This window comes from Marivita sp., from assembly GCF_048006345.1.
Lineage (GTDB): Bacteria > Pseudomonadota > Alphaproteobacteria > Rhodobacterales > Rhodobacteraceae > Marivita.
On sequence record NZ_CP180351.1, the window covers coordinates 827,932 to 849,439 of the forward strand.

Genomic DNA, 21,508 nt, shown 5'->3' on the forward strand with positions numbered 1-21,508 from the left:
GATTCGGTCACTTTTCCACAGGCTGGCATCTGAACTGGCAAGACAATTGCAGAGAGGAGGTACGCACTGTTGAGGGCGACCGTACAATAACGGCCAAAATGGGGCGGATTTTAACAATCCTAGAGACATCTAGGCAAAAATGAGGAGAAATTATGGTCACCTGCTCATTCGGATGCCGCATTTATGCCTGAAATCAACGCCTATGGATTTATGGGATCGCAAGCCAGCCAAGGACTTTTTGGCGCAAACGTGCTTGCGACCCGCTCTACATTGGAACAGGGCGGAGATTATGATCGCCTGATCGAAGAACTGGGTGTCGGATCGTTCCGGTATCCCGGTGGGTCGCTCACTGAACGCTATTTCGACATCACAGATCCCAACGCGACCATTGTCGCAGATCGGGACACCGGCGAACTGCGCGAATTCATCCCTCTGAACGAGGCGCTGAATTATGCCGGTGAAGAAGGCTTGTCCGTTACCATCGTTATTCCGACCCGCAATCTGCTGTCCGAGACCACCGACGCCAACGGCGACCGTTTTGCTGCCATTGACGAAGACGCTCTGCGCGGGTTCGTCCGCGACGTGGTCACCGGTGTGCACGGCACCGCCGAGATCGAAGCGTTCGAGCTGGGCAATGAATACTGGGGCAGTGGCCAGATGTCGTCGGTCGAGTACGGCCGACTTGCCAGCGAAATGGCGGTGATCGTCAATGACGAACTCAGCCTGCAGAACTCGGATGCCGAAATCATCGTGCAATCCGGCACCAATTTCGATTTCGCGCGCCTGTCGGATGACTACAGCGCCGACATGTCGAGCGCGGACATCCTTGCCGAACTCAACACGACCTATAACCTGAACCTTGGCGCAGACAGCCTTTACAGCTCGGGTGCGATCAACTGGACCCATGTCGCCAACGAAATGATCCTCTCCGAATTCGATACCGAAGCGGAACGCGCGGCGGTCGATCAGGTGGCGGTGCATGTCTATTCGCGCGGTCAGGTGAACGAGGGCCAGCGCAGCTTTTTCCTGAACGAGACCGACCAGACATGGGGCGAACAGATCCCCGATGCGCAGATTGCCGTGACCGAGTGGAACACCGCTGGCAATACCGACAGTCTGGACCGGTCTACCGATTTCGGCCTCTTCCAATCGCACGAGATGATCAACATCATGGAAGAGTTCATGCGCTTCGATGTGGAACAGGCGCATGTCTGGCCGTTGATCCAGAACACACCCAACACGCTGAGTGTCGACGACGGTCAGGCCGATCTGACGCCCGGCGGCGCGATGTTCAACATGATGCAAGAGGCAATGCCGGGTAAGATCGCGCTGGATCTGACGCCGGAATCGGGCCGTGACACCGAGGTGCAGGAAGACGGCATTTCGCTGCATGGCTTCTGGGAACCGGACGAGTTGCTGTTCTACATCGCAGCCACGGATGCTGCCGGAGCTGACACCGAAGTCGATTTCTCGGGATTGATCAGCGATGCCGGCCGGGTCGAGATTTCGATCCTCGGCGTTGCCGATGGTGCCCCGATTGGGGTCAATACGTCTGACGCGGTTGTTGAACAGATTGATCCGTCGCTGGTGCTGAGTGGCACCTCCCTGCAGGTCCAGATGGATCAGGGGGAAATCATGCAGGTGCGCATGTTCGGCTTTACCCCGTCACAGGATTTTCAGGACGTCATCTCGGACGAAGCGCCCGAGGCGCTGCCTGATCCACTGATCGACAATTTCACGGACGAAGTCCTGCCATCGGAAGCCGCAGTCGACCCCGCCGCAGAACCCGCCTCGGAACCGGCAGCCATCGACTTTCCGACCGTTGCAGCAACGGCGGGGATCGCGGAAACGCTGGCCTTTGAAGAGGTCACCGCGCTGGAAGACAGCGAAACGGAAGAGGACGACGGGACAGCCGGAATGACCGATCTGATGATGTTCCTGCCGTTCCTCGGCATTTTGGCGATGTTCATGTGACCCAAGGTCCGTGCCCCAAGGGTGCGGTCCTTGTCTATGCCGTTGTCACAAAAGACTTATCGGACGACGATTTCATCCGTGCGGATCATGCCCAGCATGTCACGGGTGCGCTCATCCAGAAGATCGAGGTCCAGATAGGTGTCTGACAGGCGCCGGGTGAGGTTCTCCATCCGCGCCAATTCGACCTGCAATTCCTGCAACTCGGTCTCAAGTTCGCGGGTTTCAACAAGGATTTCCGCCCGGCGAAACACACCGTAATCGCCTTGGACTGCGGCAAAGATGAAATAGGCACCCACGCAGAAAGAGCCTGCGAAATACACAAGTCCACCAAGGGCCGGTCGGGTGCGGTGTTGGGTCATCATTTGCCTCTGATCGCGCCTCTTTTCGGGCGCGTGCGACCACAATTGCATAGGGGACTCCGCGATGGAATTCCCCTTGTTTCGAAAATTTACGTGTGCCCTTGAGTGTTGCTTTCAGGACTCGCCTTGCGGCAGGGATCAGCCCAAAGCGGCCACACCTGGCAGGGTTTTGCCTTCCATCCATTCAAGGAAGGCACCGCCCGCCGTCGAGATATAGGTAAAGCTCTCAGAGGCATCCGCCTTGTTGAGCGCCGCCACCGTGTCACCGCCACCTGCGACCGAGATCAGCTTGCCCGACCGGCTCAGACCCGCCGCATAGGCCGCTGCCGCGTTTGTCGCGGCATCGAAGGGCGGGATTTCGAACGCGCCCAGCGGGCCGTTCCAGATCAACGTTTTTGCACGGTCGAAGGCCTGGCAGATATGCGCCACGCTGTCGGGACCCGCGTCAAGGATCATCGCATCCGCCGGGCAGTCTTCGGCTTTGACGGTTTCGGATGCAGCACCCGCCTTGAATTCCCGAGCGACGACAACGTCACGCGGCAAAAGCACTTCGCAGCCCGTGGTCGCGGCTTTTTCCGCGATGGCGCGTGCGGTGTCGGCCAGATCATGCTCGCAAAGCGATTTGCCCACATCGACGCCTTGCGCGGCAAGGAAGGTATTGGCCATCCCGCCGCCGATCACGAGGATGTCTACCTTTTCGACAAGATTCGACAACAGGTCGAGCTTGGTCGACACTTTTGCGCCACCAACCACTGCGACAACCGGGCGCTGCGGGTTGCTCAATGCAGCTTCAAGCGCTCGCAGTTCCGCCTCCATCAGGCGACCCGCGCAAGAGGGCAGAAGATGCGCCACACCTGTGGTCGACGCATGGGCGCGGTGCGCTGCCGAGAAGGCGTCGTTGCAGAACACGTCGCCCAGCGAGGCAAGGAATTCTGCCATCTTGGGATCGTTGGCCTCTTCCATCGGGCTGAACCGGGTGTTTTCGACCAGCACCACGGCATCGGCGGGTAGGGCGTCGATGTCGGCCCGCGACGGGCGTTCCATGAAGGTCACGCTGCGCCCAAGCGCGTCTTCCAGCGCCGGTTGCACCAGTTTCAGGCTCATCTCGGGGTTCGGTTTGCCCTTGGGGCGACCGAAATGCGCCAGCAGGATCGGCGTGCCGCCTTTGGCCAGAATGTCGGTGATCGTCGGCACGATCCGGGTGATCCGCGTGGCGTCCGTCACCTGACCGTTCTCCAGCGGCACGTTGATATCCACCCGCGTCAGCACGCGTTTGCCAGCGAGGTCCATGTCGTCGAGCGTTTTCCAGGCCATTTGCCCCTCCTGATCCGAGTCAGCCCCGTGATGGCGATGTGCGGCGCAGACGTCAATGCAGTCCTTGGCAATCCGGCACCTGCGCTTTAAGTCTTGCCGCAACTTACCATCTGAAGGAGCACGGCATGGCCGAGATCAAAGACCCCGAGAACACCATCCTGATCGAGTTGAAGGACGGCATCGTCACTATCGAGTTGCTGCCCGACGTGGCCCCCAAACATGCCGAGCGCATGAAGGAGCTTGCTCGGTCGGGGGCCTATGACAACGTGTGTTTCCACCGGGTGATCGACGGCTTCATGGCGCAGACCGGTGATGTGGAGCACGGCGACATGGAAGACGGCTTCAACCTGCGCCGCGCGGGCACGGGCGGGTCGGACCTGCCGGACCTTCCGGCGGAGTTTTCCAAACTGCCGCATGACCGTGGCACGCTGGGCGCGGCGCGCTCGCAGAACCCGAATTCGGCCAATTCGCAGTTCTTCATCAACTTCAAGGACAACCATTTCCTCAACGGTCAGTACACGGTCTATGGCCGCGTGATTGCTGGCATGGAGCATGTGGACGCGATCACCCGTGGTGAGCCGCCTGCAAATCCGGACCGGATGATTTCCGTCAAGGTGGCCGCAGATGCGTAAGCTGGCACTGGCCTTTTCGCTACTGGCGTCCCCGGCGCTGGCCACCGGATTGCAGATCGAGATCGCGGGCGAGGCCAATGGCACTGTCGTGATCGACCTGTTCGAGGATGTGGCCCCGCAGCATGTGGCACAGATCACTGCTTTGGCGGAAGAGGGCGCCTATGATGGCATCGTCTTTCACCGCGTGATCGACGGCTTCATGGCGCAGACTGGCGATGTCGAGTTCGGCAAGATCGACGGCGGCGACATGCGCATGGCCGGTCGCGGTGGGTCCAGTCGCCCGGATCTGCCGGCAGAGTTTTCTGACCTGCCGTTCGACCGGGGTGTCGTCGGTATGGCGCGGTCGCAGAACCCGAACTCGGCCAATTCGCAGTTCTTCATCATGTTTCAGGAAGGCTATTTCCTGAATGGTCAGTACACCGTCGTTGGCACCGTGACCGAAGGCATGGATGTGGTCGACGCGATCAAGCGTGGTGAGGGTCGCAACGGTGAAGTCATGGGCCGTCCGGATGTGATGAGCACAGTGACGGTGACCGAATGATCTGAGTGTGCGTGGCCCAGTCGGGCCACGCGCATGTTTTGCCGTTGCCGCCTTCGGGCGGCATCGGCGCTTGACGCAGTTTGCAAAGTCACGCCTCCGGCAGGAGGGTTTGCAAATTTGCAGTGGCGCATTTGCGTATTTGTAAAAAGAAGAAGCATGGGATCGCGCCCCGTCACAGACGCGTGTGTTGGGCTGTGCAGGTAGGTTTTTTTGCGGCAAGCTGACCCCATTGTGGGGGAGGTTTTGTCATGCGTGGAACGATACTGTCGTTGTTCGTTGCGGTTCTGCTTGCCTCATCAGCGGTGGCCGGCCCCGAGTTCTGGCGGCATGAATGGCCGCAGACCGATTTCGAGAAGACCTCTGTGCCCAACTGGGTGGAGATCCTGTCTGGCGGCCCGCCCAAGGATGGTATTCCTGCGCTGGACAACCCCACTTTCGTGCGCGCCTCGGGCAAGACCGAGGTCGACCCGACCGAGCCGGTGATCACGCTGGAGATTGGGGCTGAGGTGCGGGCTTATCCCATCCGATATCTCACTTGGCATGAAATCGTGAATGACACTGTGGGCGGCGTGCCGGTTGCGGTGACGTTCTGTCCGCTCTGCAATTCGGCGCTGACCTTTGACCGGCGGGTGCAGGGGCGGGTTCTGTCCTTCGGTGTGTCCGGCAAGCTGCGCAATTCGGACATGATCATGTATGACCGCGAAACCGAAAGCTGGTGGCAGCAGGCGATTGGAGAAGCCATTGTCGGCGATCTGACCGGCGCCGAGTTGGACACTTTACCCAGCTGGATGGAAAGCTGGGCCGAGTTTGTGTCGCGGCATCCCGACGGGCTGGTGATGGCCGAACCGGGATATAACCGCGATTACGGGCGCAACCCCTATGAAGGCTATGACAGTTCGACCCGGCCGTTCCTTTATTCCGGTGAAATGCCGCCGCATGGCATCGACGCACTGGCCCGCGTGGTGCGGGTTGGCGACCGGGCCTGGCCGATGGAGCGGCTGGCGCGCGAAGGCGAAGTGCGCGAGGCGGGCGTCGTGATCTCGTGGCGGGCGGGGCAGGCCTCGGCCCTGGATACGGCGCGCATCGGAGCCGGGCGCGATGTCGGGTCGATCCGCGTGCGCGACGGGCAGGGCCGCGACGTGCCGCATGACGTGATGTTCGCCTTTGCCTATCACGCCTTTTGGCCGGATGGGGATTGGATGCTGGGCAACTGACGCGTTGGCGTTTCAGTCCAGACGTTTTTCCATGAAGACTCGTAGATTGTCGTCAAGCTTATGCTTGGGCGGTGCACGGTGCAGGATTCGAAACCCAAGGCTCTCGTAGAAGCTCCAAAGCCAATGCGCGATGTCCAATGTGCTGAGCGACAGAAGAGTAACCCTCCGGTCCCGCGCTTCGGTCTCTATCCGTTGCATCAGGGAACGCCCTATTCCCGCTTTTGCGTGGTCTTCCAGAACGCCGACAAGGTCGATTTGCCAACTGGTGTCTGAGATCGCATCGACAATGGCGACTCCGACAATCTGGCCATCCACCACAGCTGCCCACGCGCGTTTGTCGGCAATCGCGTCGGGCAGATAGTCATAGGGATTTTGAGTGGTGTCAGGTGACAGACCGATGAGAGCAAGATAGCGCTCGAAGGCTGTATTGATGACCAGGTTTGCCCGTTCGCTTTCCTGCGACCGCAGATGCCTGATGTCTGGCAGCGGTCGCAGGGGCAGCCGTGTCATCCGTCAGCTCATTTTCACAAGCGCATGGCGCTTTTTGCCAGCGCTGAGCTTGATCGGGTTGGCCAGTGCAGCTGCGTCGATCATGAGCCCCGCATCGGTAAGCGGTGCATCGTCGATCTTGGCGCCGTTCTCTGCGATCAGGCGTTTGGCTTCCTTGCCGGTCTTCGCAAGGCCCGTGCGCACGATCAGCTGTACGATCGAAATACCGTCGCCGAGCTCGTCCGAGGTGAGGGCAACCGTCGGCAAATCATCCCCGATGCCGCCTTTCTCGAACACTTCGCGCGCGGTGGCCTCGGCTGCAGCCGCAGCTTCGGCCCCGTGGCAGAGCGTTGTCACCTCGTTGGCGAGGATGATCTTGGCGTCGTTGATCTCGGAGCCTGCGAGCGCACCAAGGCGGTCACATTCGTCGATCGGCAGTTCTGTGTAGAGTTTGAGGAACCGGCCTACATCCGCATCTGTCGTGTTGCGCCAGAACTGCCAGAACTCGTAGGGGCTGCGCATGTCGGCATTGAGCCAGACCGCGCCATCGGCGGATTTGCCCATCTTCTTGCCGTCGCTGGTGGTCAGCAGCGGCGAGGTCAGGCCGTAAATCTCGTGATCCAGCACACGGCGGGTGAGGTCGATGCCGTTGACGATATTGCCCCACTGGTCCGATCCGCCGAACTGCACCAGACACCCGTAGCGGCGGTTCAACTCGAGGAAGTCATAAGCCTGCAGGATCATGTAGTTGAATTCGAGGAAGGACAGCGACTGTTCGCGGTCGAGGCGCGATTTGACGCTCTCAAACGACAGCATCCGGTTCACGCTGAAATGCCGCCCGATGTCGCGCAGGAAATCGAGGTAGTTGAGTTCGTCCAGCCATTCGGCATTGTTGAGCATCAATGCCCCTGTGGGGCCGTCTTCGTAGCTGATGTATTTGGCAAAGACCTGCTTGATGCCGTCGATATTGTCGTCGATCTGCGCTGGTGTCAGCAACGGTCGCTCGTCCGCGCGGAATGACGGATCTCCCACCTTCGTTGTGCCACCACCCATGAGGGTGATCGGCTTGTGCCCGGTTTTTTGCAGCCAGCGCAACATCATGATCTGGATGAGGCTGCCCACATGCAGCGACTTGGCCGTTGCATCGAACCCGATATAGCCCGGCACCACGCCCTTGATCAGCGCCTCGTCAAGGCCCTGATAATCGGTGCAATCGGCGAGAAAGCCACGCTCCATCATGACGCGCATGAAGTCCGATTTGGGATGGTAGGTCATGGGGTTGCCTCGTTATAGAATGGTGAGGGCAGCTATACGCAGGGCAGGGGAAAAGGTGAAGGGCAAGTTGGCAGATCCGATCTGGGCCTTGGGCGCGATGTCGGGCACGTCTTTGGACGGGGTCGATGCGGCGCTGGTGCTGACGGACGGGGTGACGATTTCCGAGTTCGGCGCGTCGGGCTATCGCGCCTATATGACCGAGGAACAGGCGGTGCTGCGGGCGTCATTGGGCAAGTGGCCGGAAGACGATCTGGATGACGCTGCGGCGGTTGTGTTGAACGGACATATTGAAACCTTGCGGAGCTTTGACGCGGATGTGGTTGGCTTTCACGGCCAGACACTGGCGCATGATCCGCATGGGCGGGGCACACATCAACTGGGCGATGGCGCGGCTTTGGCAGAGGCGCTGGGGCGCACGGTGGTCTGGGATTTCCGGTCAACCGATGTGGAGATGGGCGGCGAAGGCGCGCCTCTGGCTCCGTTCTTTCACTGGGCCTGCGCGAAATGGATCGGGGCGGAAACGCCGCTGGCCTTTCTCAATCTTGGCGGCGTGGGCAACCTGACTTGGGTCGATCCGACATCCGATAAACCGGACGCTCCGGGCGCTTTGTTGGCCTTTGACACAGGACCCGCCAATGCGCCGATCAATGACCTTATGATGGAGCGGCGCGGTTTGGCATTCGACAGGGGCGGTGCATTGGCATCGCAGGGGCAGGTTGTGGACGGTGCTTTGGAGTTGTTCCTCGAGGAAGGTTATTTCCGAAAGATGCCGCCCAAGTCACTGGATAGGAACGATTTTTCCCTGATGCTCGATCTTGTGCGCGAGCTGGATGATGCCGATGCCGCGGCCACAATGACGGCGATGGCGGCGGCTGCAGTGATGCAAGGGATGGAACATTGCCCGCAACCGCCCGACCGTGTGCTGGTCACTGGTGGCGGTCGGCACAACCCGGTGTTGATGGCAATGTTGGCCTCGGCGCTGGATTGCCCGGTTGAGCCGGTCGAGGCGGTTGGGCTCGATGGCGACATGCTCGAGGCGCAGGCTTTCGCCTATCTCGCGGTACGGGTGATGCGCGGTTTGCCTACCTCGGCACCCGGTACCACGGGGGTGCGCGCCCCGGTGGGCGGCGGTCAGATTTCGCGGGTTTGACCCACATGTAACAAAGGAACGGCTAAAGGCTCATGGAACGGCGGAACTGCCGCAGCCCGTTGCTGTTCTGCTCTGGTTAAAAAATACTTCGGGGAGCGCGAGGGGCTGGCCCCTCGCTTACAACGCTTCAGCCGCCTGTATGGCTCATATGACGCGACACGCGGCCATCGACGGTCTGACGGGAATAGTCGAAATCATGCCCTTTGGGCTTCAGCGTGATTGCGTCCCGGATGGCCTGTTCGAGCGGCGCATCGCTGTTGGGGTGGTTGCGCAGGGCCGAGCGCAGGTCGGCATTGTCTTCCTGCCCCAGGCACATGAAAAGCTCTCCGGTGCAGGTCAGACGGACACGGTTGCAGCTTTCGCAGAAATTGTGGGTGAGCGGCGTGATGAAGCCGATCTTCTGGCCGGTCTCCTCGATCCGGACATAGCGCGCGGGTCCGCCGGTGCGTTCGGGCAGGTCCGTCAGTGTGTATTGTTTGCGCAGTTCATCGCGCAGATCGCTGAGTTTCCAATACTGGCCCAAACGGTCTTCGTTGCCGATATCGCCCATGGGCATCACCTCGATGAAAGTGAGATCCATGTCGCGGCTCTTGCACCATTCGGTGAGGGTGAACAGCTCGTCCTCGTTGAAGCCTTTGAGCGCCACTGTGTTGATCTTGACCCGCATGCCCGCCTTCTGCGCGGCATCAATTCCCTTGATCACCTGCGGCAAGCGTCCCCAGCGGGTGATGTCGGCGAATTTCTTGTCGTCCAGCGTGTCGAGCGAGATGTTGATGCGGCGCACGCCAGCGGCATAGAGGTCGTCCGCAAAGCGGTCGAGCTGCGAGCCATTGGTTGTCAGCGTTAACTCTTTGAGCGTACCCGCATCCAAGTGCCGTGTCATTGACCGGAAGAAGGTCATGATGTCCCGCCGGACCAGCGGTTCCCCGCCGGTGATACGCAGCTTTTCAACGCCCAGCCGGATAAAGGTGGAGCACATGCGATCCAGCTCTTCCAGGGTCAGCAGCTCCTTCTTTGGCAAAAAGGTCATGTTTTCCGACATGCAATAGACGCAGCGGAAGTCGCAGCGGTCGGTGACGGAGACGCGAAGATAGGTGATCGCGCGCTGGAAGGGGTCAATAAGCGGTGTCATGCCGGGGAGCCTAGCCTTTCGTCACAGAGTGGGCAAGTATGGCGCGACACTGAAATTCGAGACGAAGGTCGGAGGCCAGGATGCGAAAGACGTTTGGAATTCTGGGGCTTTGCGGGGTCTTGGCGGGATGTGGCGCTTTGGGCATTGCGCCCGACGCTGGTCCTGCCGATGGCGATGGTCAAACGCGCCCGCAATCCCGGCCCGAAGCCTTGCAAACTGAAACGCGGCGCCCCCCAACCACGGCGCGCACGGCAGAGGCGTTTGACACCACGACTGCCGAAGAACGCGCTGCGGCAGCGGCTCCGGCGGCAACCGTTGCTGAGCAGGCTTTGGGCAGCACCATCGTGTCCCTGGGCAACCCGGCGCAACCGGGCTTCTGGCTTGAGACACCGCTTGTCACGGCAGCCGCCAAGGGGCGGGTGGTCTATCCCGGAACCGGCGAAACCGTGCAGGTCGATCTGATCCCCATTACGGACGGAGGGAGCCGGTTGTCCCTGCCTGCGATGCGGTTGCTTGGTGTGCCTCTGACCGATTTGGTCGAGGTTCAGGTGTTCTCAGGCGGGTAGGTGACGCGCGGCTTCTTTGCGGGCAAAGGGCTTCATCTGGTCGCCGTGGGCAGCGAGAAAGGCGCGGGTGCGATCCGGATCGTGTTTTGACAGGTCGCGCAGCCACCATGCCACAGACTTTTGGATGAACCAGTCGGGGTCGGACACGTAACCGGCGGCCCAGCCGAGAATGCGGTCCCGGGCGGCGGTTTCCTCGGGCGTGGGGTGGTTCTGCTTGGTCCAGGGCAGGGTTATGACCAGTGCGGCCCGGCGGGTCCACATGTGGTCGCTGGTGGTCCATGTTTCGACCGTGTCGAGGCGCGCGGGATCGGCGGTCAGGCGGCGTTGTCCTGCCATGCAGGCATGATCGGCGATGGCCCAGCTGTCGAAATCGGGCACCCATGATGCAACGAGTCGCCACACATCCGCGTCCGACGGTTTGATCCGAGCCTGAGTGAGAAGCTTGGCCGCAGCGACCCGTGCTTCGAAGATATTCGTGGTCCAAAGGTCGCGGGCCAGGTCGAGGCGCTTGGCCAAGTCCAAGGCCTGACGCCAGTCGCGCACCAGGATATCGGTATCCGGGTTCGCCACACCCAGATAGGGGCGGTCGATCTTGTGATAGGCTGCCATCTGCTCTGCGCGCCCGGGTTCGGTTTTGGCGCGCAGTTGGCTCAAGGCGTCGTCCAGCGTCATTCCACGGTGACGGATTTGGCCAGGTTGCGCGGCTGGTCCACATCAGTGCCTTTGGCGATGGCGGCGTGGTAGGCGATCAGTTGCGCGGGCAGCGCATAGAGAAGGGGCGACAGCACCGGGTCGACCGAAGGCAGGATGATGGTGCGCCAGACATCCGCGCCTGCCGCTTCGGCACCAGAGGCGTCGGTGATCAGGCAGACCTTTCCGCCGCGGGCCATGACTTCCTGCATGTTTGACACTGTCTTTTCGAAAAGTGCATCACGCGGGGCCATGACGATCACCGGAACGTTCTTGTCGATCAGCGCGATGGGACCGTGTTTGAGTTCACCTGACGCATAAGCTTCGGCGTGTATGTAGCTGATTTCTTTAAGCTTAAGAGCACCTTCGAGTGCCAGGGGATACATCAGGCCACGTCCGAGGAAAAGCACGTCCCGGGCTTCGGCAATCTTGTGTGCGGCATCGGCCATAGTCGGATCACGATCCAACGCGACGTTGAACAGGCCAGGCAGCGCCCGCAATTGAGTCAGTTTTTCGGCCAGCTGATCCGGTGTCATCACGCCGCGTTTCACAGCTGCATCGAGTGCCAGAAGCAGCAAGGTGTTCAACTGACAGGTGAAGGCTTTGGTGGACGCAACGCCAACTTCGACACCGGCATGAATTGGCAGGGCCACGTCGCTTTCCCGAGCAATGGAGCTTTCGGCGACGTTGACCACCGACAGGATGCTGTCGGCCTTGCCCTTGCAATAGCGCAGCGCAGCCAGAGTGTCCGCGGTTTCGCCGGATTGTGAGACAAACAGTGCAACGGTGCGGGGGGTGATCGGAGGTTCGCGGTAGCGGAATTCGGACGCGATATCGACTTCGACTGGCATCTGCGCGAGCTGTTCGAACCAGTATTTCGCGGTCAGGCAGGCGTAAAACGCGGTGCCGCAGGCCACCATGGTCAGACGGTCGATCTTTGCGAAATCGGGGAGGGTGTCGGGCAGAACGATGGTGTTGCCATCAAGATAGGCGCGCAGAGCATCGGCCAGCACGGTGGGCTGTTCGGCGATTTCCTTGGCCATGAAATGCTTGTACCCGGCCTTGTCCACACGGGTGGCATCGGTGTTGATGGTGCGGCTTGGCCGTGTCACGTGCGCGCCGCTTTCATCAAAGATATCAAGTGTCTGCCGCGTCAGGACAGCGCAATCTCCCTCTTCGAGATAGGTGATCGTGTCGGTCATGGGCGCCAGCGCGATGGCGTCCGATCCGACATACATTTCACCATCTCCATGGCCGATCGCCAGCGGGCTTCCCTTGCGGGCGGCGACGATCAGATCGTCCTCACCGTCGAAGAGAAACGCCAGAGCAAACGCACCTTCCAGACGGGCCAGACAGGCGCGAGCGGCGTCTACGTGGGGCATACCCTGCTGGATGTAGTGGTGCGTCAGGAGCGCCACCGTTTCCGTGTCGGTGTCGGTTTGGGGCGTGATCTGGTGTTGCGCGAGTTCCGCGCGCAGGTCTTTGTAATTCTCGATGATCCCGTTGTGGACCACGGCCACTGGACCAGACTGGTGGGGGTGCGCATTCTTGGTGTTGGGTTCGCCATGGGTCGCCCAGCGGGTGTGGCCGATGCCGGATTTGCCCGGCAACGGATCATGGACCAAAAGATCGGAGAGGTTCACCAGCTTGCCCACCGCGCGGCGTCGGTCCAGCGCGCCGTTGTTGACAGTCGCGATCCCCGCACTGTCATAGCCGCGATATTCAAGCCGCTTGAGCGCCTCTACCAAAAGCGGGGCCGCTTCGTGCTGCCCCAATACGCCAACGATCCCACACATAGATTTAACCCTTTGCCTGTTTGGCTTTCTTGGCGCGCAACATGCTGAACAGCTTGCGCGCGAATCCCGGTTTGTTGCTCTGCTCTGTCCGCGCGATGGCCATGGCCCCGTCCGGTACGTCCTTGGTCACAGTTGTGGCGGTTGCCGTCATGGCCTCATTGCCCACGGTAACGGGAGCCACCAGCATCGTGTTCGACCCGATGAACGTGTCTCGTCCGATGGTGGTCTTGTGCTTCATCACGCCATCATAATTGCAGGTGATGGTACCTGCGCCGATATTCGTACGCGCGCCGATTTCGGCATCGCCAATATAAGTCAGGTGATTGACCTTAGCGCCCTCGTCGATGCTGGCGTTCTTGATCTCAACGAAGTTGCCGATATGCACGTTTTCGGCCAGTTCCGCACCGGGGCGCAGGCGCGCGAAGGGGCCGACGATGGCGCCACGGCTGACATGCGCGCCTTCAAGATGGCTGAATGCGCGGATGCGGGCACCGGATTCGACGGTGACACCGGGGGCGAAAACCACGTTGGGTTCGATCTCTGCATCGCGGCCGATGATCGTGTCGAAGGACAGGAACACCGTGTCAGGGGCCTGCATCATCACACCGTCTTCGATCAGTTCCCGGCGCTTGGTCTGTTGAAACAGGGCTTCGGCGGCGGCGAGTTCCATGCGGGAATTGATGCCAAGGGTTTCGGCTTCGCGACAGGTCACGGCCGTTGCCGTCAAGCCGCGCCCATTGGCGATCCCGACAATGTCAGGAAGGTAATATTCGCCAGCAGCGTTGTCGTTGCCGACGGCGGCGATCAATTCAAGAAGCGTTGCGGCATCTGCGCAGATCACACCGGAATTACAGAGTGTTACCGCGCGTTCCTCGTCTGATGCGTCCTTGAATTCCACAATGCGCGACAGCGATGTGCCGTCCATGATGAGGCGGCCATAACGCCCCGGATCGGCGGCCTCGAACCCCAGCACGACAACATCATGCGCCGCACGTGCGGCAATCATCTGTTCCAGCGTTTCGGTGGTGATGAAGGGCGTGTCGCCATAAAGCACGATCACATCGCCCTCGAACCCTTTCAATGCGTCGCGCGCCTGTGCCACGGCATGAGCGGTGCCAAGTTGTTCGGTCTGCCTGACGGCAATCGCGTCCGCGTCAAACTCCTGTGCCGCGGCTTCGACCAATTCCGCACCGTGACCGGTCACGACGATTGTGCGCTCAGGCTCCAGGGCCGAGGCGGACAGCATCGCGTGGTGCAACAACGGGGCGCCACCGATCTTGTGCAGGACCTTCGGAAGGTCCAACTCCATACGTGTGCCCTTGCCTGCCGCAAGAATGACCAAGGCTATGCTCATCAGGTTTCTCTTTGTGTTTTGCCTGTGGTCCTTTTATCGGTCTGGTTGCGTGCCGCAAGGCGCGAGATTTCACACATGGTTGCGACTTGTGACAGGAGAGACGCGGTGCGGACGGTAATTTTCGATCTCGACGGCACGCTGGCCGACACAAGTGGCGACCTGATCGCGGCGGCCAACCATTGCTTTGACATGATGGGGTTTGAGACGCGGCTTGATCCCAAAAACGACGCAGCAACGGCGCTGCGGGGTGGACGGGCCATGCTGACACTAGGATTGGAAAGGGCTGGGCAGTATTCCGCCGACCTGATCGACCAGTATTATCCGGTGCTGCTCACCGCCTATGGAGATGCCATCGACACGCACACGGTACTCTATCCCGGTGCGATGGAAGCGGTCGAGGCGCTCAAGTCAAACGGGATCGCTGTGGGCATCTGCACCAATAAGCCAGAAGGTCTGGCGGAAACGCTGATGACACGTCTTGGGGTTCGGGATGCGTTCGGATCGCTGATCGGTGCCGACACGCTGCCGACGCGAAAGCCGGATGCAGCGCCCTATATCGCAGCGGTTGAGCGGGCGGGTGGCGTGGTCAAGCAGAGCTGCCTGATTGGCGATACCGTGACCGACCGCGACACCGCCCGTGCGGTGGGCGTGGCCTGTGTGCTGGTTGGATTCGGTCCGGCAGGCGGCGACATGGCCGCGCTGGAGCCGGATGCGATCATTCAGCATTTCGACGAATTGCCCGAGGTGGCGTTGCGTTTGTTGGCGTAAACGGGCGTCATCCTCGGGCAAGACCCGAGGATGGAGGTACTTACTCCGACCCGTATAGTGGGACCGTCGACATCGACACCTTTGCCGATCCATCCGTCAATTCGGCCGCATGGGCGATGTAGATCAGCGTCTGGTTCTTTTCATCAAAGATGCGCTTCACCCTCAGCGACTTGAGGATGATCGACCGCGACGCGCGGAACACGTCCTCGCCGCTGTCGCTTCGGTCGATATCGCCAATCGTGATCGGGCCTGTCTGGCGGCAGGAAATCGATGCGTTCGAGGGGTCTTCGAACCAGTTGCCTTTGCTCAGCCGGTCGATCAAACCGCGTTCGAAATAGGCGATGTGGCAGGTTACGCCCTCCACATCCGGGTCGGCGATGGCCTCGATGATGATGTCATTGCCAACCCAGTCGACGCCGACCTCGCCCACCTGCTTGGCTTGAGCAGTGCCAAATGCAGCCAGACCAAGCAGGCAAGCGATACCAAATTTTTTCATGTGTCGTCCTTAAAAATGAATGATGCCGTATTCGCCGATGTCGGGCTTTGCCTTGGAAAAGTTCGCCTTGATCGTTTCGAACAGGTACTTGGCGGTGCCATCGCTAGCCCAGATTTCGGCCTCTGTCGGAGTGTATTTCATCAGCCGGACCGAGTCATCCTCACGACCGTTCTCGAACCATGCGGCGGCCATCGGCGACCAAAGCTCGTCCAACTTGTCGTCATCCTGCGAGGCGGCAAGGTGGCCCTTGATGGTGCCGTACATGTGGCCTGCCGAATCGCAGAGGTAGATGTCGGCGGTTTCTCCCGCCTTCGCGGCCACGAATGTGTCATGATCGGCGGAGGTGATGAACCATATCGCCCCGTCCTCTTTGCGTGCCAGGGGCGACATCGGCACCGGTGTGCCGTTGCCCGCGCCCAGCAATACAACGTGGATTTTGCTCATATTGCTCCAGAAAGTCTCGGTGAGTGTCGCGGTCATCAGAATGTCCTTTCGCTATTTTGCGCTTCAGGCAGTCAACGCCCGATGCCGCGGACAGTTCCTTGCGCTTGACCTGACGACAGAGTTTCCCGTAGGATTTGAACAAGTGTTCAATAAATCCGCTCGGGGGAGAGGCGAATGTTCAACGCGACCATGCAGTTCGATCTTGGCGAAGACGTCAATTCCCTGCGCGAGATGGTCCATCGCTGGGCGCAGGAACGCGTCAAGCCGATGGCGGCCGAGATTGACCGGTCGAACAATTTCCCACCCGAGCTTTGGACCGAAATGGGAGAGCTTGGTCTTCTGGGCATCACCGTTGACGAGGAATACGGCGGTGCGGGAATGGGCTATCTGGCGCATACCGTTGCGGTGGAGGAGGTGGCGCGGGCATCGGCCTCAGTGTCGCTGTCCTATGGGGCGCATTCCAACCTTTGTGTGAACCAGATCAAGCTGAACGGAAATCCTGACCAGAAGGTAAAATATCTGCCCAAGTTGATTTCCGGGGAACATGTCGGGGCTCTCGCTATGTCCGAACCGGGGGCCGGGTCGGACGTGGTTTCCATGAAGCTCCGCGCGGAAAAGCGGAACGATCACTACCGGCTGAACGGCAACAAATACTGGATCACCAATGGCCCGGATGCGGACACGCTGGTGGTCTATGCCAAGACCGACCCCGATGCCGGGTCCAAGGGGATCACGGCGTTCCTGATCGAAAAGACGATGAAGGGTTTTTCCACCAGCCCACATTTCGACAAGCTGGGGATGCGGGGATCGAACACCGCCGAGCTGATCTTTGACGATGTCGAAGTGCCATTCGAGAATGTGCTGGGCGAAGAGGGCAAGGGCGTGCGCGTTTTGATGTCCGGTCTGGATTACGAACGCGTTGTGCTGGCGGGCATTGGGCTTGGCATCATGGCCGCCTGTCTGGACGAGATCATGCCCTACATGGCCGAGCGCAAGCAGTTCGGGCAGCCGATTGGCACTTTCCAGCTGATGCAGGGCAAGATGGCAGACATGTACACGGCCATGAATTCGGCCCGTGCTTATGTCTACGAGGTCGCCAAGGCTTGTGACCGTGGGGATGTCACCCGGCAGGATGCTGCCGCCTGCTGCCTTTATGCCAGCGAACAAGCGATGGTGCAGGCGCATCAGGCGGTGCAGGCGATGGGCGGTGCAGGCTTCCTGTCCGACGCGCCGGTCGCGCGGATTTTCCGCGATGCCAAGCTGATGGAGATCGGCGCGGGCACGTCCGAGATCCGGCGCATGCTGGTGGGACGCGAGATGATGGCAGCGATGGTTTAGAACAATGGCGCGTTGGGTCTGGTGGGCGCCCCTTGGGCTTGCCACGCTGGTCGGCGCACTCTTGGCGTTCCGCTTTGGCTGGATCGCCGCGACGATAACGGAGACGGACGTGATCAACGCGATGGCGACCCGCTATGTAACGCAAGACGGTGGACCCGGGGCATCTTCGAGGGATTGTGTAGGGCTGGCCGGGCAGATCGAGGGTGCCTGGATCACCGTCCGTTGCGGCGATTTCGCCTACCATGTGAACCGGTTTGGTCGGCTGATGGCGACCAACGGGTCTGGATTTGAAAGGCCGTCGATATGACCACTCGCCCGATGCTGCGCTCTGCGCCCTATGATGTCTTGTGCAAAGGCTTTGACTGGGATCTTCCGGCCTCTCTCAACCTTGCGCGTCAGGTCTGTGACGGTTGGGCCGCGACAGAGCCAGACCGCGTTGCGATTATCGAAGTCACGCCAGACCGCGTGCGGCGGATCAGCTACGGCGATCTTTGGTACCGCTCGCGGCAGGTCGAAGTCGCTTTGATCGAACGCGGCGTGATGAAAGGCGACCGGGTGGGTGTGCTGCTCTCGCAATCACCGCTTTGCGCTGCGGCCCATATCGCGGCATGGCGGCTTGGGGCGATCTCGGTGCCGCTGTTCAAACTGTTCCGCACCGACGCATTGAAATCCCGGATCGAAGATGCGGGGCTTGGCGTGGTGGTGACGGACCTTGAGGGGGTTGTGCAACTGACCGGGCTGGGTGTGGCGACCGTCACGCGCAGCGATCTTGGCGCATCTTCCGGCACTCGCGCGATTGTCGAGACCGGGCCGGATGACGCTGCGGTTCTGATCTACACCAGCGGTACCACAGGTGCTCCAAAAGGCGCACTGCACGGACATCGTATTCTGACCGGCCACCTGCCGGGGGTTGAGATGAGCCACGATTTTCTGGGGCAGGACGGCGATGTAATCTGGACGCCCGCCGATTGGGCGTGGATCGGCGGCTTGTTCGATGTGCTGATGCCGGGGCTGGCGCTTGGGGTGCCTGTGGTGGCTGCGCGAATGCCGAAATTCTCGGTCGAGGAATGCGCGCGGATTTGCCGGGAAGGCACTGTGCGCAATGTCTTTTTCCCGCCGACCGCCTTGCGGATGCTCAAGGCGGCGGATGCAAAGATCGAGGGCCTGCGCTCGGTCGCCAGCGGAGGTGAGCCGCTTGGGGCCGAGATGCTCGCTTGGGGGCGTGAGGCGTTTGGCGTGACGATCAACGAATTTTACGGCCAGACCGAATGCAACATGATCGTGTCGTCCTGCGGAGCATCCTTTGACGCCGTCCCAGGCTCCATGGGCCGCGCCGTGCCGGGGCATCAGGTGGCGGTGATCGGCGAAGACGGGTTGCCCTGCGAGGGTGAGGGCGACATCGCCGTGCGGCGCGGATCGGCGTCGATGATGCTCGAATACTGGCGCAAACCCGACGCGACGGTCGAGAAATACCGCGGCGATTGGATGCTCACCGGGGATCGCGGCATCAAGGAAGGGGACACGATCACCTTTCTGGGGCGCGAGGACGACGTGATCACCTCTTCGGGGTATCGGATCGGCCCGGCGGAGATCGAGGACTGCCTGCTGACCCATCCGGCGGTGGCAACCTGTGGTGTGGTGGGCAAACCCGATGCGCTGCGGACCGAGATCGTCAAGGCCTATGTGGTGCTCAAGGAGGGGGTTAACGCCTCGGTCACAGATCTTCAGGATTGGGTGAAGGATCGGCTGGCAAGTTATTCTTATCCAAGGGAAATCGATTTTTTGGAGGAGCTGCCCATGACCGTCACGGGCAAGGTGATCCGCAAGGAACTGAAAGCGCGCGCTGCTCAGGAGGGCAAGGCATGAAACGGCGATTGATGATTGCGGCGCTGCTCTGCGTTCCGCAGTTTGGCATGGCACAGGAGCTCAAGATCGACGAGCAGATCGTGCGTGACTGCTTTGAGAATACCGAGATCGGTGCGCTCTATCCCCTCTGTCTCGGAGAAGCATCCGGCCAGTGCCAGGAACTGCCGGGGGGATCGACGACCATCGGGATTGCGGACTGTATCCAGGCGGAAACCGCGATGTGGGATGTGATCCTGAACGAGGAATACAAATGGACCCAGATGGCCAATGAAACGGCGGACGAACAGGGGTTCTCTCAGGTACTGGACCGCTCGGACGCGTTGCGGGACGCGCAACGGGCATGGATCGCCTTTCGCGATGCCGATTGCACGGCGCGTTATGCAATGTGGCAGGACGGCACGATCCGCACAATCGTGGGGGCCAATTGTCATCTGACGATGACGGCACAGCGGGCCATCGAGCTGCGCGACATGCGGGGGCAATAGGATGAAACTTCGGTCACAGGCGATTGCGTCGTCGGAACAGTTCAAGTCGAACCGCGCCGCCCATGAAGAAGCGCTGCGCGTGGTGCGTGAGGCCGCTGAACTGGCGGCGGCGGGCGGTGGCGAACGGGCGCGCGATCGGCATGTCTCGCGCGGCAAGATGCTGCCCCGCGACCGGGTGGCGAACCTGCTTGACCCCGGATCGCCCTTTCTGGAAGTGGGCGCTACGGCAGCGCACGGGCTTTATGACGGGGCCGCGCCCTGCGCCGGGGTGATCGCAGGTGTGGGTCGGGTGATGGGCCGTCAGGTCATGGTGGTGTGCAACGACGCCACCGTGAAGGGCGGCACCTATTATCCGATGACGGTCAAGAAACACCTCCGCGCGCAGGAGATCGCCGAGGAAAACCATCTGCCCTGCATTTACCTGGTCGATAGCGGCGGTGCGAACCTGCCCAATCAGGATGAGGTCTTCCCCGACCGCGACCATTTTGGACGCATCTTCTACAATCAGGCGCGGATGAGCGCGAAGGGGATCGCGCAGATCGCCGTTGTAATGGGGTCCTGCACGGCGGGCGGCGCCTACGTGCCCGCGATGTCGGATGTGACCATCATCGTGAAGGAGCAGGGGACGATCTTCCTCGCCGGTCCGCCTTTGGTGAAAGCTGCAACTGGCGAGGTTGTCACAGCCGAGGATCTGGGCGGCGGTGACGTGCACACGCGGCTGTCCGGTGTGGCGGATTATCTGGCCGAAGATGACGGGCATGCGTTGGCGCTGGCACGGCGGGCGGTAGGGTCACTCGGGAGTGCCGGGCTGAAGCCCGGCCTACGCGTGGCGGCGGAGGATCCGGCGTATGATCCGGACGAGATTTTCGGCGTTGTTCCAGGCGACCTGCGCACGCCCTATGACATCCGCGAGGTGATCGCGCGGGTGGTGGATGGATCGTATTTCGACGAGTTCAAACCGCGTTTTGGTGAGACATTGGTGACGGGGTTTGCCCATGTCGACGGCTGGCCGGTGGGCATCGTCGCCAACAACGGCGTGCTGTTTTCCGAGGCCGCCCAGAAAGGTGCGCACTTCGTCGAGCTTTGTTCGCAACGCAAGATCCCGCTGGTGTTCCTGCAAAACATCACGGGCTTCATGGTGGGGCGGAAATACGAGAACGAGGGCATCGCGCGGCACGGGGCGAAGATGGTGACGGCTGTGGCCTGCACCTCGGTTCCCAAGATCACGATGCTGGTGGGTGGATCGTTCGGGGCCGGCAATTACGGCATGTCGGGGCGGGCCTATCAGCCACGGTTCCTCTGGACCTGGCCGAACTCGCGCATTTCCGTGATGGGCGGTGAACAGGCGGCAGGCGTGCTCGCCACGGTCAAGCGCGACGCCATCGAACGCGGCGGCGGGACGTGGTCGGCTGAGGAAGAGGCGGAATTCAAGCGTCCGACCATCGAGATGTTCGAGGAACAGGCGCACCCGCTTTATGCCTCGGCCCGGCTGTGGGATGACGGGATCGTGGACCCCCGTAAGACCCGCGCGGTGCTGTCACTGTCGCTGGAGGCGGCGCTGAACGCGCCCATCGAGGATACGCGGTTTGGTGTGTTCCGGATGTAATTGGGGGCTGGCCCCCAAA

At 60.9% G+C, this 21,508-nt stretch carries 22 protein-coding genes; 12 read left to right on the top strand and 10 right to left on the bottom strand.

Annotation, left to right across the window (positions count from 1 at the left end):
• Positions 1 to 183 precede the first annotated feature (183 nt).
• The gene (locus tag ACMVPR_RS04075; protein WP_416881826.1) at positions 184 to 1,974 is read left to right on the top strand and encodes a type I secretion protein; all 1,791 of its coding nucleotides are present in this window, start codon (positions 184 to 186) and stop codon (positions 1,972 to 1,974) included.
• Positions 1,975 to 2,030: 56 nt separating this feature from the next.
• Here ACMVPR_RS04075 and ACMVPR_RS04080 read toward each other — a convergent pair whose 3' ends face one another.
• A complete protein-coding gene (locus ACMVPR_RS04080) occupies positions 2,031 to 2,333 on the bottom strand; it encodes an FtsB family cell division protein (protein ID WP_292266025.1) in 303 nt (100 codons plus the stop codon).
• A gap of 138 nt (positions 2,334 to 2,471) precedes the next feature.
• Positions 2,472 to 3,647 carry a phosphoglycerate kinase gene (locus ACMVPR_RS04085; RefSeq protein WP_416881827.1) on the bottom strand — a complete coding sequence of 392 codons (1,176 nt, stop codon included), beginning with the start codon at positions 3,645 to 3,647 and terminating at the stop codon, positions 2,472 to 2,474.
• A 125-nt stretch (positions 3,648 to 3,772) separates the two neighbouring features.
• On the opposite strand from ACMVPR_RS04085, the gene ACMVPR_RS04090 reads away from it, so the two are divergent.
• From ACMVPR_RS04090 to ACMVPR_RS04100, 3 genes are all read left to right on the top strand, one after another.
• On the top strand, positions 3,773 to 4,279 hold the full coding sequence (locus ACMVPR_RS04090; RefSeq protein ID WP_416881828.1) for a peptidylprolyl isomerase: 507 nt from the start codon (positions 3,773 to 3,775) through the stop codon (positions 4,277 to 4,279).
• Positions 4,272 to 4,820 carry a peptidylprolyl isomerase gene (locus ACMVPR_RS04095; RefSeq protein ID WP_416881829.1) on the top strand — a complete coding sequence of 183 codons (549 nt, stop codon included), beginning with the start codon at positions 4,272 to 4,274 and terminating at the stop codon, positions 4,818 to 4,820. Before ACMVPR_RS04090 ends, ACMVPR_RS04095 begins: the two co-directional genes overlap by 8 nt.
• A gap of 248 nt (positions 4,821 to 5,068) precedes the next feature.
• Positions 5,069 to 6,034 (top strand): DUF3179 domain-containing protein, encoded by a 966-nt coding sequence (locus tag ACMVPR_RS04100; RefSeq protein WP_416881830.1) that lies wholly within the window; start codon positions 5,069 to 5,071, stop codon positions 6,032 to 6,034.
• Positions 6,035 to 6,046: 12 nt separating this feature from the next.
• On the opposite strand, the gene ACMVPR_RS04105 is transcribed toward ACMVPR_RS04100, so the two are convergent.
• Together ACMVPR_RS04105 and tyrS are read right to left on the bottom strand one after the other, a co-directional pair.
• Entirely contained in the window at positions 6,047 to 6,544 is a 498-nt protein-coding gene (locus tag ACMVPR_RS04105; RefSeq protein ID WP_416881831.1) for a GNAT family N-acetyltransferase, read from the bottom strand.
• A gap of 3 nt (positions 6,545 to 6,547) precedes the next feature.
• Positions 6,548 to 7,798: a tyrosine--tRNA ligase gene (tyrS, locus tag ACMVPR_RS04110; RefSeq protein ID WP_416881832.1), complete on the bottom strand. Its 1,251-nt coding sequence runs from the start codon at positions 7,796 to 7,798 to the stop codon at positions 6,548 to 6,550.
• A gap of 97 nt (positions 7,799 to 7,895) precedes the next feature.
• Between tyrS and ACMVPR_RS04115 the strand changes: the two genes are divergently transcribed.
• Positions 7,896 to 8,948, top strand: coding sequence for an anhydro-N-acetylmuramic acid kinase (locus ACMVPR_RS04115; protein ID WP_416884614.1), 1,053 nt, complete (start codon positions 7,896 to 7,898; stop codon positions 8,946 to 8,948).
• 127 nt (positions 8,949 to 9,075) lie between these two features.
• On the opposite strand, the gene moaA is transcribed toward ACMVPR_RS04115, so the two are convergent.
• Positions 9,076 to 10,080 carry a GTP 3',8-cyclase MoaA gene (gene moaA, locus ACMVPR_RS04120; protein ID WP_416881833.1) on the bottom strand — a complete coding sequence of 335 codons (1,005 nt, stop codon included), beginning with the start codon at positions 10,078 to 10,080 and terminating at the stop codon, positions 9,076 to 9,078.
• Positions 10,081 to 10,160: 80 nt separating this feature from the next.
• Here moaA and ACMVPR_RS04125 point away from each other — a divergent pair, with 80 nt between their 5' ends.
• The gene (locus tag ACMVPR_RS04125; protein ID WP_416881834.1) at positions 10,161 to 10,646 is read left to right on the top strand and encodes a hypothetical protein; all 486 of its coding nucleotides are present in this window, start codon (positions 10,161 to 10,163) and stop codon (positions 10,644 to 10,646) included.
• Here ACMVPR_RS04125 and ACMVPR_RS04130 read toward each other — a convergent pair.
• From ACMVPR_RS04130 to glmU, 3 genes are read right to left on the bottom strand one after another with little or no spacing between them, the layout of a single operon-like run.
• A complete protein-coding gene (locus ACMVPR_RS04130) occupies positions 10,635 to 11,318 on the bottom strand; it encodes a DNA alkylation repair protein (RefSeq protein ID WP_416881835.1) in 684 nt (227 codons plus the stop codon). The two genes, ACMVPR_RS04125 and ACMVPR_RS04130, sit on opposite strands and share 12 nt — an antisense overlap.
• Positions 11,315 to 13,132: a glutamine--fructose-6-phosphate transaminase (isomerizing) gene (glmS, locus tag ACMVPR_RS04135; RefSeq protein ID WP_416881836.1), complete on the bottom strand. Its 1,818-nt coding sequence runs from the start codon at positions 13,130 to 13,132 to the stop codon at positions 11,315 to 11,317. Before glmS ends, ACMVPR_RS04130 begins: the two co-directional genes overlap by 4 nt.
• Positions 13,133 to 13,136: 4 nt before the next feature.
• Positions 13,137 to 14,486 carry a bifunctional UDP-N-acetylglucosamine diphosphorylase/glucosamine-1-phosphate N-acetyltransferase GlmU gene (gene glmU, locus ACMVPR_RS04140; protein WP_416881837.1) on the bottom strand — a complete coding sequence of 450 codons (1,350 nt, stop codon included), beginning with the start codon at positions 14,484 to 14,486 and terminating at the stop codon, positions 13,137 to 13,139.
• 105 nt (positions 14,487 to 14,591) lie between these two features.
• Here glmU and ACMVPR_RS04145 point away from each other — a divergent pair, with 105 nt between their 5' ends.
• The gene (locus ACMVPR_RS04145) at positions 14,592 to 15,254 is read left to right on the top strand and encodes an HAD-IA family hydrolase (RefSeq protein ID WP_416881838.1); all 663 of its coding nucleotides are present in this window, start codon (positions 14,592 to 14,594) and stop codon (positions 15,252 to 15,254) included.
• Positions 15,255 to 15,294: 40 nt separating this feature from the next.
• Here ACMVPR_RS04145 and ACMVPR_RS04150 read toward each other — a convergent pair whose 3' ends face one another.
• Together ACMVPR_RS04150 and ACMVPR_RS04155 are read right to left on the bottom strand one after the other, a co-directional pair.
• Positions 15,295 to 15,750, bottom strand: coding sequence for a CreA family protein (locus tag ACMVPR_RS04150; protein ID WP_416881839.1), 456 nt, complete (start codon positions 15,748 to 15,750; stop codon positions 15,295 to 15,297).
• Positions 15,751 to 15,759: 9 nt separating this feature from the next.
• A complete protein-coding gene (locus tag ACMVPR_RS04155; protein ID WP_416881840.1) occupies positions 15,760 to 16,230 on the bottom strand; it encodes a pyridoxamine 5'-phosphate oxidase family protein in 471 nt (156 codons plus the stop codon).
• 138 nt (positions 16,231 to 16,368) lie between these two features.
• Here ACMVPR_RS04155 and ACMVPR_RS04160 point away from each other — a divergent pair, with 138 nt between their 5' ends.
• The 5 genes from ACMVPR_RS04160 to ACMVPR_RS04180 are packed head-to-tail and all read left to right on the top strand — an operon-like array spanning position 16,369 to position 21,489.
• On the top strand, positions 16,369 to 17,532 hold the full coding sequence (locus ACMVPR_RS04160) for an isovaleryl-CoA dehydrogenase (protein ID WP_416881841.1): 1,164 nt from the start codon (positions 16,369 to 16,371) through the stop codon (positions 17,530 to 17,532).
• A gap of 4 nt (positions 17,533 to 17,536) precedes the next feature.
• Positions 17,537 to 17,839 (top strand): hypothetical protein, encoded by a 303-nt coding sequence (locus tag ACMVPR_RS04165; RefSeq protein ID WP_300583824.1) that lies wholly within the window; start codon positions 17,537 to 17,539, stop codon positions 17,837 to 17,839.
• Positions 17,836 to 19,398 (top strand): AMP-binding protein, encoded by a 1,563-nt coding sequence (locus ACMVPR_RS04170; RefSeq protein ID WP_416881842.1) that lies wholly within the window; start codon positions 17,836 to 17,838, stop codon positions 19,396 to 19,398. Before ACMVPR_RS04165 ends, ACMVPR_RS04170 begins: the two co-directional genes overlap by 4 nt.
• Positions 19,395 to 19,883, top strand: coding sequence for a lysozyme inhibitor LprI family protein (locus tag ACMVPR_RS04175; RefSeq protein WP_416881843.1), 489 nt, complete (start codon positions 19,395 to 19,397; stop codon positions 19,881 to 19,883). The genes ACMVPR_RS04170 and ACMVPR_RS04175 overlap by 4 nt, the downstream gene beginning before the upstream one ends.
• Before the next feature lies 1 nt (position 19,884).
• Complete coding sequence (locus tag ACMVPR_RS04180; RefSeq protein WP_416881844.1) at positions 19,885 to 21,489, top strand: carboxyl transferase domain-containing protein; 1,605 nt, start codon at positions 19,885 to 19,887, stop codon at positions 21,487 to 21,489.
• Positions 21,490 to 21,508 lie beyond the last annotated feature (19 nt).